Origin of the sequence: Flavobacterium covae (assembly GCF_001534645.1) — a bacterium.
Lineage (GTDB): Bacteria > Bacteroidota > Bacteroidia > Flavobacteriales > Flavobacteriaceae > Flavobacterium > Flavobacterium covae.
This window is the reverse complement of record NZ_CP013992.1, coordinates 1,771,037-1,782,623: the sequence shown is the minus strand read 5'-3', so window position 1 is coordinate 1,782,623 and position 11,587 is coordinate 1,771,037. Positions and strand designations below refer to the sequence as shown.

Annotated in this window: 9 protein-coding genes; 8 read left to right on the top strand and 1 reads right to left on the bottom strand. The window is 29.9% G+C overall.

The window, feature by feature from the left end; translation table 11 throughout:
• The first annotated feature begins 63 nt into the window (after nt 1-63).
• The 8 genes from AWN65_RS07905 (at nt 64) to AWN65_RS07870 (ending at nt 9,578) form a co-directional block, all read left to right on the top strand.
• Nucleotides 64-1,365: an ABC transporter permease gene (locus AWN65_RS07905; RefSeq protein ID WP_060382666.1), complete on the top strand. Its 1,302-nt coding sequence runs from the start codon at nt 64-66 to the stop codon at nt 1,363-1,365.
• Nucleotides 1,366-1,428: 63 nt separating this feature from the next.
• Complete coding sequence (locus tag AWN65_RS07900) at nt 1,429-2,592, top strand: sigma-54-dependent transcriptional regulator (protein WP_060382665.1); 1,164 nt, start codon at nt 1,429-1,431, stop codon at nt 2,590-2,592.
• Nucleotides 2,593-2,660: 68 nt separating this feature from the next.
• Nucleotides 2,661-3,299 carry a DEAD/DEAH box helicase gene (locus AWN65_RS07895; RefSeq protein ID WP_060382664.1) on the top strand — a complete coding sequence of 213 codons (639 nt, stop codon included), beginning with the start codon at nt 2,661-2,663 and terminating at the stop codon, nt 3,297-3,299.
• A 216-nt stretch (nt 3,300-3,515) separates the two neighbouring features.
• Nucleotides 3,516-4,484 (top strand): Fic family protein, encoded by a 969-nt coding sequence (locus tag AWN65_RS07890; protein WP_060382663.1) that lies wholly within the window; start codon nt 3,516-3,518, stop codon nt 4,482-4,484.
• Nucleotides 4,485-4,592: 108 nt separating this feature from the next.
• Nucleotides 4,593-6,281: a gamma-glutamyltransferase gene (ggt, locus tag AWN65_RS07885; RefSeq protein WP_060383860.1), complete on the top strand. Its 1,689-nt coding sequence runs from the start codon at nt 4,593-4,595 to the stop codon at nt 6,279-6,281.
• Nucleotides 6,282-6,293: 12 nt separating this feature from the next.
• On the top strand, nt 6,294-6,509 hold the full coding sequence (locus tag AWN65_RS07880) for a putative signal transducing protein (protein ID WP_060382662.1): 216 nt from the start codon (nt 6,294-6,296) through the stop codon (nt 6,507-6,509).
• A gap of 102 nt (nt 6,510-6,611) precedes the next feature.
• Nucleotides 6,612-8,246 (top strand): ABC-F family ATP-binding cassette domain-containing protein, encoded by a 1,635-nt coding sequence (locus AWN65_RS07875; RefSeq protein WP_060382661.1) that lies wholly within the window; start codon nt 6,612-6,614, stop codon nt 8,244-8,246.
• A 543-nt stretch (nt 8,247-8,789) separates the two neighbouring features.
• A complete protein-coding gene (locus AWN65_RS07870; RefSeq protein WP_060382660.1) occupies nt 8,790-9,578 on the top strand; it encodes a hypothetical protein in 789 nt (262 codons plus the stop codon).
• A 318-nt stretch (nt 9,579-9,896) separates the two neighbouring features.
• On the opposite strand, the gene AWN65_RS07860 is transcribed toward AWN65_RS07870, so the two are convergent.
• Entirely contained in the window at nt 9,897-11,453 is a 1,557-nt protein-coding gene (locus tag AWN65_RS07860; RefSeq protein WP_335338722.1) for a vWA domain-containing protein, read from the bottom strand.
• Between the last annotated feature and the right edge of the window lie 134 nt (nt 11,454-11,587).

The window sequence follows — 11,587 nt, the reverse complement described above, 5'->3', positions numbered from 1 at the left end:
TTTTAGAATTTACCACTTGTTATTTTATTTGTTTGGTGATTTGAAAATTAAAATTTACGAAATATGAATATATTGAGTTTAATTATAAAAAGAGAGTTTATTGCCAAAGTTCGCAATAAATCATTTATTGTAATGACTTTCTTGAGTCCTTTGTTACTTTTAGGAATGTCAATATTAATAGGAGTTTTAGCTAATATAAACAAAGGAGAAATAAAGAAAGTTGCAATTCATGATAAAGCTGGAATTTTAAAAGAAGACTTTAAAAATAATAAAGAAATAAAATACACAGACTTATCTCAAATGCCTTTTGATTTAGCCAAAAAAACAGCATCAAAAGATTTTGAAGGATTAATTTACATACCAAAAGTATCTAATTCAAAAGACCTAATAAATAAAGTCGAATACATTTCAGATGAGAGCCCCAATTTAGAATTTGTTGCAAATATTGAAAAAGTAGTAGATACTCATTTGACTAAAGAAAATTTGCAATCATTAGGTTTTGATTCTAATAAAATTGAAAAAGCAAAGGTGGAATCAGAACTTCATATCACAAAATTTTCAGGGGAAGAAGGCTTAAAATATTTAAACGAAATAAAGATATTTTTCGGAGGTGCTTTTGGATATTTAATAATGATGTTCATTATTATTTATGGAAATTTTGTAATGCGTAGTGTTATAGAGGAAAAAACATCTAGAATTATAGAAGTAATTATTTCATCAGTAAAACCATATCAATTAATGATGGGAAAAATTATAGGAAATTCGTTAGCAGGAATATTACAATTTGCAATTTGGGTTGTGTTAGGTTTATTATTGTTGTTTGGCTCTTCAATGTTTTTAGGTAATTCAGTCAATGCTGTACATGATACTATGCAACAATTACCTTCACAAGCAGGAAATATAGCTTCTATGATTGAAAAGATAAATCTTTACTATAACGAAATACCTGTTTTAACTACCCTTGTTTTCTTTTTAATTTATTTTATAGGAGGTTATTTCTTATATAGTTCCTTATATGCAGCCATTGGAGCAGCTGTTGATTCAGAAACAGATTCACAACAGTTTTTGTTACCTATTATTATGCCTTTGATGTTGGGTATTTATGTTGGGTTCTTTACAGTAGTAAATGATCCGCACGGTACAGTAGCAACTCTCTTTTCTATGATTCCATTTACATCTCCAATTGTAATGTTGATGCGTATTCCTTTTGGAGTACCTATCTGGCAATTGGTAGTTTCTATAACATTACTTTTTGGAACTTTTTTAGGTGTCGTTTGGTTTGCCAGTAAAATCTATCGAGTAGGAATTTTAATGTATGGTAAAAAACCAACTTGGAAAGAGTTATATAAATGGCTTAAATATTAGAATTAAATTATTGGATTTTGTAAATTCGAGTAATCAAGTAAAAGATATCTTCAAATAAATAGAATGAGTAAAATATTAATAATAGAAGACGAATCAGCCATTCGTAGAGTTTTGGCAAAAATTCTTTCAGAAGAAAATGATTCATACAAAGTAGATGAAGCAGAAGATGGAGCGCAAGGACTTGAAAAGGCTAAGAATGAAGATTACGATTTAATCCTTTGTGATATTAAAATGCCTAAAATGGATGGCGTAGAAGTATTAGAAGCTATAAAAAAAATAAAACCAGAAATCCCGATGGTTATGATTTCGGGACATGGTGATTTAGAAACAGCCGTTAATACCATGCGTTTAGGTGCTTTTGATTATATTTCAAAACCACCCGATTTAAATCGTTTGTTAAATACGGTTCGTAATGCCTTAGACAAAAAAAAATTAGTCGTAGAAAATAAGATTCTTAAAAAGAAAGTATCCAAGAATTATGAAATGATAGGTGAAAGTGTCTCTATATTACAGATAAATGAGATGATTGAAAAAGTAGCTCCTACAGAAGCTCGTGTTTTGATTACAGGACCCAATGGTACCGGTAAAGAATTGGTAGCTCATCAAATTCATCAGAGAAGTGAGCGTTCTTCAGGCCCAATGATTGAAGTAAATTGTGCTGCTATACCATCAGAACTGATAGAGAGCGAATTATTTGGACATGTAAAAGGAGCTTTTACTTCCGCTGTGAAAGATAGAGCAGGTAAATTTGAAGCAGCAGATGGAGGTACAATTTTTTTAGATGAAATTGGAGATATGAGTTTGCCAGCACAAGCTAAGGTGTTGAGAGCACTACAAGAAAATTTAATCCAACGTGTAGGAGCTGATAAAGACATAAAAGTTAATGTACGTGTTGTGGCGGCAACAAATAAAGATTTGAAAAAAGAAATTGAAGAAGGTCGTTTTCGAGAAGATTTATATCATCGTTTGGCAGTTATCTTAATAAAAGTTCCTTCACTAAATGATAGAAGAGACGATATACCTGCTTTAATTAAACATTTTACTAATAAAATAGCTCAAGAACAAGGAAGTGCAACTAAATCCTTTTCAAATTCAGCCATCAAGTTATTACAAGATTATGATTGGACAGGAAACATTCGTGAGTTGCGAAACGTTGTTGAACGTTTAATTATTTTAGGAGGAAGTGAAATTTCAGAAACAGATGTGAAATTATTTGCATCAAAGTAAAGTCAATTTTTTAAACTTAGTGCTTATTATCTGATGCTTAGCACTATTAATTAAGGACTAAATATATTATGAATTTAAAAAAAATAAACCAAAACCTTCAAAAAGCGTTAATAGAAAATAATATTATTGAACCCACAGAACTTCAATCGGATTGTTGGGGAACTTTAAAAGGAGGGGCTGATGCTATTGTAGTAATGAATCAAGGAGAAGGAAAATCATCTACTATAGCTTATACAGTTATTCAAAAATTAGAAAAACCAATAGGAGAATCTACACGAGCATTGATTCTTGTAAAAGATAAAGAATCTGTTTTACAAATGTTAGATTATTTTCAAAAATTTGGAAAACACAATGATCTTAGGGTAATAGGAGTCAATGATAAAACAGATATAGATGAAGAAAAAAATGTGATTTCCGCAGGAATGGATATTTTAATAGGAACTCCAAATAAGATTAATGCAATGTTCTCAGGGGCTGGATTTAATATGAACACAGTTAAAATTTTTGTGGTAGACGATGCAGATCTTATTTTTAAACAACGTTTAGAGCCTATTGTCCAACGTTTGTCTTTGAGTGTAGAAAAAACACAAAGATTATTTTTTACTACTGAATTAACAGAGCGTGTTGAAATTTTAGCTGATAAGATAATGATTGAACCATATCTTTTTGGAGTAGAATATGATGAAGATGAATATAATGAAGAATAATTAGATCATAAATTAAAAAGAGACTGTCTAAAAAGTTCGCAATCTTTCATTTCGACCAAAGGGAGAAATCACATAATGTGATTATGAAACCAGAGTTATCGGAGTGACAAGCTGCATGTTGATTTATTACTTTTTGGATAGTCTTATTTTTTTATTTTAATTTTTAATATCGGATATTTTTTTTTAAAATTTAAACGATATTAATAAATTTGTGATATGTGGAATATAGATTTGTCATATCGAAAAGAATTTCAAACAACTTTTGAAAGATTATATGAAAAAAAGGAAATGTTGGTAAAAGCCAGACCATTACCTAAAATGGCTATTGAAAAAATTAAAGAATCGCTTTCGATCGAATGGACTTATAATTCTAATAGTATTGAGGGAAATACCTTAACTTTAAGAGAAACACAAATGGTACTTCAAGAAGGAATTACAATAAAAGGAGTTTCACTTAGAGAACATTTTGAAGCAAAGAATCATGAAAAAGCAATAGATTATTTGTATGAAATAGTAAATGAAGAATATATTTTTAGGAGTATAGATATGCTTGCTTTACACGGGTATGTTTTAAGATCTATAGAAGATGATTTTGCAGGACGTTTACGTAATGGAGGTGTTCGTATATCAGGTGCTAATTTTATTCCTCCCAATGCTAATAAAGTCTCATATTTAATAGATGAGTTAGTAGAATTTGTTAATAAAAATCCATTAAGTTTGAATGACATAGAGTTAGCTGCCATATTTCATCATAAATTTGTTTGGATACACCCATTTTTTGATGGCAATGGACGAACGGTTCGTTTATGTATGAATTTATTATTAATGCGAAGAGGTTTTCCTCCAGCTATTATTTTAAAAAATGATAGGAAGAAATATTATGAAGCCCTAAATCAAGCTAATAATGGAAACTATCAAAAACTTGTCTTATTGATGTGTCAAGCAGTAGAGCGAACATTAAATATTTATTTAACAGCTTTGCCTGATAATGATAATGATTATTTACCAATAGCGAATATTGTTAGTGAGCCGTCATCATCGTATGGCTTTACTCAAGAATATGTTAGTTTATTGGCTAGACAAGGAAAGATAGATGCTCATAAAGAAGGAAAAACTTGGGTTACTACAAAAAAAGCACTTCAGGAATATATCGAAAATAGAAAACGAAAAAGAGCTTTAAAATAAAAAGAAATACACTTTTGTTTTAAAAATTATTAGAAAAACCCTTATGTCTTTAGGAGATTTTCTGTTTTATAGGTAACTTGTGTCAAAAAAATGATAAATACTAAAAGTATGAGAAAATATAAAATAATTTTTACAATCTTAATTTTCTTTCAATTAACCTATTTAAAAGGGCAAAATACAAAAGGATTGATATCAGAAAAAGCAATGGTGGTATCTGCAAGAGAGGAAGCTTCAAAAATAGGCGTTCAAATATTAAAGAAAGGAGGAAACGCATTTGATGCAATGGTAGCAACTGAATTAACATTGGCTGTTTGTTATCCACAAGCAGGAAATATTGGTGGAGGCGGATTCATGGTATATAGAAAAGCTAATGGTGCCATTGGAAGTCTTGATTATAGAGAAAAGGCACCTCTAATGGCTAATAAAGATATGTTTTTAGATAAAAATAAGGATGTGATAGATGGTTTAAGTACGGCTTCTGGCAAGGCTATAGGTGTGCCAGGTACGATAGCAGGAGTATTAGAAGTACATGAAAAAATGGGGGCTTTACCATTAAAAGAAATTTTTGAACCAGTTATAGATTTAGCAGAAAAAGGGTTTTTAGTTACATCAAAAAATGAGATTACTTTTGCGCATTATAGAAATGATTTCGTAAAGATGAATGGAATTAAAAGTTTATATTCTAAGATTTATAAAGAAGGAGATACTATAAAACAAATACAATTGGCTAAAACATTAAGAAAAATTCTTAAGAAAGGAAGAAAAGAATTTTATGAAGGAGAAATAGCCAAAGAAATCGTTCGTTTTATTAAGGAAAGAGGAGGGGTAATTTCTCTAAAAGATTTAAAGGAATATACCCCTGTTTGGAGGAAACCAATAGTCTTTAAATATAAAAAATATAATTTAATAACAATGGCTCCTCCCAGTAGTGGAGGGATTACTCTTTCTCAAATCTTAAAAATGATAGAACCTTATTCTTTAAAAGATCTCGGGTATAACTCAGAAAAAACGATTCAGGTAATTGTAGAGGCGGAACGAAGAGCGTATGCAGATCGAAATTATTTTTTAGGAGATCCTGATTTTGTAAAGATTCCTCAAGACGAATTATCCAATGAAAATTATTTAAAAGAAAGGATGAGTACGTTTTCTTTTGATAAAGCAACTCCTTCAACCGAAATAAAACACGGAACAGTTCATTTTTCTAAAGAAAGCACTGAAACAACCCATTATTCTATAGTGGATTCTCTAGGTAATGCGATTGCGGCTACTACAACATTAAATGATAATTTTGGAAGTAAGTATTATTCAGATGAATTAGGTTTTTTCTTTAATAATGAAATGGATGATTTTAGTATAAAACCTGGAGTTGCTAATTTATACGGACTTGTAGGGGCTAAAGCTAATGAAATTCAACCTAAAAAAAGAATGTTGAGTTCTATGACACCTACAATAGTAGAAAAGGAAGGTAAATTATTTATGGTTTTGGGTACACCAGGAGGATCAACAATTATTACGTCTGTATTACAAACTTTTTTAAATGTTACGGAGTTTGGAATGAATATGCAACAGGCTGTAGATGCCCCTCGTTTTCATCATCAATGGTTGCCTGATGAGGTAGTTTTTGAACCTAATAAATTTTCAAATGACCTGATTGATGGTCTAAGAAGAAAAGGTTATATAATTAATGAAAAACAAAATAAGATAATAGGAAAAGTAGATGCAATATTAGTTCAGCCTGAAGGAAAATTGGAAGGAGGGGCAGATTATAGAGGAGATGATAAAGCTGTGGGGTTTTAAAGAATAAAAAATATGAGTCTGGTGACTGTTTTTTCTGGGAATGAAATAAGTGCTTTAGCTATAAAAGCAGAATTAGAAATAAATGGGATTTTGGCAATTTTAAAAAATGAAATTCAAGCTGCAGCTATGGCTGGATTTTGGAGCCCTTATTCAGGTGTTGATGTTCTGGTGAACAAAAAAGATGTAATGCAAGCAAAATTATTGATAGAAAAAATGATTAATTTTTAATTTTCTCATTTTCAAATTATTTAATTTATTCATTAATTTTATCTTTGCATCTTCAAAAATTTAAGGAATATTTTTAAATCCTTAAACTTCTAAACTTCAATTATGATTACAGTAAATGATATTGCCGTAGAGTTTGGCGGAACTACGCTTTTTAGCGATGTGACTTTTGCAATTAATGAAAATGATAAAATTGCCTTAATGGGTAAAAATGGGGCAGGAAAATCTACTTTGTTAAAAATCGTTGCAGGTGAAAACAAGCCTACACGAGGTAGTATTTCAGCACCTAGTGATGCTGTAATTGCATACTTGCCTCAGCATTTGTTATTAAATGATGATAGTACAGTAATGGAAGAAACCTCAAAAGCTTTTGCTTCTGTTTTAGGAATGAAAGCGGAGATAGATGAAATTAACGAGCAGTTAACTATTCGTACAGATTATGAAAGTGATGAATATATGAAGTTAATTGAACGCGTTTCGGAGCTTTCTGAAAAATATTACTCTATAGAAGAAGTTAATTACGAAGCAGAGGTTGAAAAAGTATTAAAAGGACTAGGTTTTGTTCGTGAAGATTTTACCCGTAAAACTTCCGAATTTTCTGGTGGATGGCGTATGCGTATTGAGTTGGCTAAAATTTTATTAAAAAAACCAGACTTAATATTGTTAGACGAACCTACCAATCACTTGGATATGGAAAGTATTCAATGGTTAGAGGATTTCTTAGTTACTCAGGCCAAAGCAGTAATGGTTATTTCCCATGACCGTGCTTTTGTAGATAGCATTACTAACCGTACCATTGAAGTAACGATGGGCAGAATTTATGATTATAAAGCAAAATATTCAGATTATTTAGTTTTACGTCAAGATAGAAGAATACAACAACAAAAAGCGTATGATGAACAACAAAAATTTATTGCTGAAAATCAGGCTTTTATAGAGCGTTTTAGAGGAACTTTTTCAAAGACAGAACAAGTGCAATCTCGTGTACGTATGTTAGAAAAATTAGTTTTAGTAGAAGTAGATGAAGTTGATACATCCGCTTTAAAACTAAAATTCCCACCATCACCACGTTCAGGACAATATCCTGTTGTTGTAGAAGAGCTTACAAAAAAATATGATGACCATATAGTGTTTAATAATGCCAATATGGTAATTGAGCGAGGTCAAAAGGTAGCATTTGTAGGGAAAAATGGAGAGGGAAAATCAACAATGATTAAAGCTATTATGAAAGAAATTAATCATGATAGTGGTAAATTAGAAATAGGACATAATGTACAAGTAGGATATTTTGCTCAAAATCAAGCAGCATTATTAGATGGCGATTTGACCATTTTTGAAACTATAGACCGAATTGCAGAAGGAGATATTCGTACCCAAATTAAAAATATTTTAGGAGCCTTTATGTTTAAAGGAGACGATATTCAAAAGAAAGTAAAAGTCCTTTCGGGGGGTGAAAAAACACGTTTAGCTATGATTAAACTATTGTTAGAACCCGTAAATGTATTGATTCTAGATGAGCCTACGAATCACTTAGACATGAAAACGAAAGACATTATCAAAGAAGCTTTAAAAGATTTTGATGGTACATTAATTTTAGTTTCTCATGATCGTGATTTTCTAGATGGTTTAGTAACTAAAGTATTTGAATTTGGAAATAAAAGAGTTCGAGAACATTTTGAAGATATTAAAGGTTTCTTGGCTTTCAAGAAAATGGAAAATCTAAAGGAAATTGAGAAATAAAATGATTACATACCTAAAAGAGGCTCTTTTCAATTTTAGAAAGAGCCTCTTTTTTTATGTGAAAAATCAATTCTGTGCAAAAGAAATTGCAAATTAATCAAATTAGTTGAAGATATTTGAAATCTAAGATGTACTTGTACTGGAATTTTTGTAAGCACTTGTGATCTTTTTGGTTATCTCGAATATGAAAAAGGCTTGAGTTTGCCTAATTCTAAGGCGACGTTTTTGATGGTAATAAAAAAACAATAATTGAAGAGTTGAAAAAACTAAACCAGTTGTTTTTTCTAGAAGCCATAATATTCTTAGTGTTGATTATAGATGGTTATAAGTATGATCAAAATAAAAACCTTTATTTGAGATTTGATTGAGGATGGAATGGAGAAGTAAATAGATATCTTTGTAGTTTATTTTCTATGAAAAGATATAATTTTAATTCTAATTTTTATAGCTCATTATAATTTCTAGTTTCTTTGTGAAATCTTAAAAAAAACTTAGATTTGTTGTTTTAAAAATTCATTTTTTTAATTTTTAAACGTTTGTTTTGTGAAGGATTTTTTTTTAATATTTTCATTTCTTTTTTTATTATCATGTTCAAAGGATGATGATAAAAATACAACTTCAGTCGTAACTGATGGAGGAGGAACAGTTGTACAATCAACAGTTTTGCCAAAAAAAATAAATGTAGAGAGTAAATATGCCCCATATACTTTAATTTTTGATTATGATGGCAAAAAGATTAAACAATGTGTTGTAGTAGGATATAATAAAGAAGTTTATACCTATGACGGAGATAATATCGTTAGAAAGGAAGTTTTGCTAACGGATAATACCTTGTTAAATAAACATGAGTATAAATATGTTAATAATAAGTTAGAATATTATTTAGCAGTTATATATAATACTCCTAGTGGTAATATTACGAATAAAACGGTTTTTACTTATAATGCTGATAATTCTATTTCTTATGTTACTTATAGAGTAAAATATAATGGAGATTTAGATCCATTATGTAATGGTAAATTATTCTTTTTAAATGAGAATTTAATTAGACACGAGATAAATGATGGTTCATCAACTAGAACACTTGAATATTCTTATGATGATAAAAATAATCCATTTAAAAATATCTTAGGTTTTGATAAACTTTTGTCGTTTGAAGACTCTGACTATGTTTCTAAAAATAATATTGTTGAATATAAATCGACATTTAAATCAAATTATAATAATATTACTGATGTTAAGAAATATACTTATAAATATGATTTAAATGGCTACCCTGTTGAAAAAAAATCTGATAGTTCAGATTCTAAAAAATATATATTTTCATATTAGCGAATTGTTTTTTAATTAATCCTATCCTAAATAAAACAAACATATATAGGAGGCTGTCCAAAAAGTTTGTAATCTTTTCATTTCTACCAAAGGGAAAAATCACATAATGTTGATTTATTACTTTTTGGACAGCCTCTTTTAAATCCAGATTACGCATTGAAAATTTATTACAGATAAAAACTTTGAATTTTTTTAAAAAAAATACTCTCAATATAATAAATCTACAACTGTTGTAAAAAAGCCGTGTATTTCTACCTTCTTTGTTCTTTTAATCTTTATTTTAAAGGCTAACATATAATTTGGGTTTAAAAAAAAGGATTATAATTTGGCACTTTTAATGAGTCGAATAAATTCCGTTTTATAACCTTCCAAATCGTTATGTATACCTTTGTTAGCAAGAGCTATGATGTCTTCTGTTTGTTTGTTTTCAATATATTTAGAGTCTCTTAATTTCATGCCAAACCAAGCCACAGAAGAAGCAAATTTAAAATCGGAACTAGAAATTTTTAAAGGTTTGCTTAAATTAGAAACAGTTTGAATCATCTCTATACTTTTTTCACCATCAGGCCTTTTGTATCGAAATTTTACGGTAGCCAATTCTTTTGAAATTAAATTTTGAGAACCTTCTTTCGATGTGTATTTTAATTGGGTAGGAGAGTAAGAACTTTCAACGCCTGTAGGGATAATTTCATATAGAGCAGTTACGGTATGCCCGCTTCCTAATTCGCCTGCATCAATAGCATCATTTTTAAAATCCTCATTATTTAATTTTCTATTTTCATATCCTATTAATCGGTAGGACTGTATTTGATTTGGGTTAAATTCAATTTGAATCTTAACATCTTTAGCTATAGTAAACATAGAACCGTTGAATTCTTTGCCTAAAAAACGAGTAGCTTCCTGCATATTGTCTATATAAGCATAGTTTCCGTTTCCTTTATTAGCAAGGGTTTCCATCTTACTATCTTTATAATTTCCCATGCCGTATCCTAGACAGGTTAAGAAGATCCCTGTTTTACGTTTTCTTTCTATTAAGTGTTCCATTTCTTTGTCTGTTGAAGCCCCTACATTAAAGTCGCCATCAGTTGCTAAAACAATTCTATTATTGCCTTCTTTAATAAAGTTTTCTTCGGCAATTTTATACGCTAATTCTATTCCTTCACCTCCAGCAGTGCTTCCTCCAGCCGTTAGTTTATCAAGAGCATTCATTATTTTATTTTTTTCATTTCCAGAAGTAGGAGGTAGTATCATTCCTGCCGCTCCTGCATATACAACCATTGAAACTTTATCTTGAGGACGTAATTCTTTTACCAGTATTTTCATGGATTCTTTTAGTAAAGGAAGTTTGTTTTCTTCTTCCATAGAGCCTGATACATCAATAAGAAAAACAATGTTAGAAGGAGGGAGATTGTTTTTGTCCATTTTTTTACCTTGAAGACCAATTTTTAATAATTTATGGTTGGAGTTCCAAGGACATTCGCTGTACTCTGTATTAATAGAAAAAGGGTGATTATCTTTAGGTTGAGGATAAGAGTATGAAAAATAATTAATCATTTCTTCTAAACGTACAGCATCTTTTGGAATTTCTTGACCGTTATTGATAAAACGACGAATGTTGGTGTAAGAGGCATTATCAACATCAATGGAAAAAGTAGATAAAGGTTTAGTGTTTGGGGTTTCAAATTTATTTTCTTCTATTTCAGCGTAACTTTCTTCGCTTCTATTTTCTTCTGGAGTTTCTATTTCCGGATTGTTTATCATTAGGTTGTTAATTTCGGCTTCGCTGGCCATTTCTTCGGTCATCATGTCAGGAGATTGTTTGCATGCGGTGAATGATAATACGAATATTGATAGTACCAAAAATGTTTTTTTCATAGAGATAATTGTTTTTTTGTTAATTGTTTTTTAGTTTATAACAAATTATGTGCCTTGTTTTTTGTTATTATGTTAAAATATGTGTAAAAAGAATAGGGTAATTTCTGAGGAGATTTTTTAAAATAAATAATCAC

What these genes read in the sequence shown, in the direction of transcription:
- AWN65_RS07905 (WP_060382666.1), top strand. Translation starts at nt 64, where the DNA reads ATGAATATATTGAGTTTAATTATAAAAAGAGAGTTTATTGCCAAAGTT.
- AWN65_RS07900 (WP_060382665.1), top strand. Translation starts at nt 1,429, where the DNA reads ATGAGTAAAATATTAATAATAGAAGACGAATCAGCCATTCGTAGAGTT.
- AWN65_RS07895 (WP_060382664.1), top strand. Translation starts at nt 2,661, where the DNA reads ATGAATTTAAAAAAAATAAACCAAAACCTTCAAAAAGCGTTAATAGAA.
- AWN65_RS07890 (WP_060382663.1), top strand. Translation starts at nt 3,516, where the DNA reads ATGTGGAATATAGATTTGTCATATCGAAAAGAATTTCAAACAACTTTT.
- ggt (WP_060383860.1), top strand. Translation starts at nt 4,593, where the DNA reads ATGAGAAAATATAAAATAATTTTTACAATCTTAATTTTCTTTCAATTA.
- AWN65_RS07880 (WP_060382662.1), top strand. Translation starts at nt 6,294, where the DNA reads ATGAGTCTGGTGACTGTTTTTTCTGGGAATGAAATAAGTGCTTTAGCT.
- AWN65_RS07875 (WP_060382661.1), top strand. Translation starts at nt 6,612, where the DNA reads ATGATTACAGTAAATGATATTGCCGTAGAGTTTGGCGGAACTACGCTT.
- AWN65_RS07860 (WP_335338722.1), bottom strand. Translation starts at nt 11,453, where the DNA reads ATGAAAAAAACATTTTTGGTACTATCAATATTCGTATTATCATTCACC.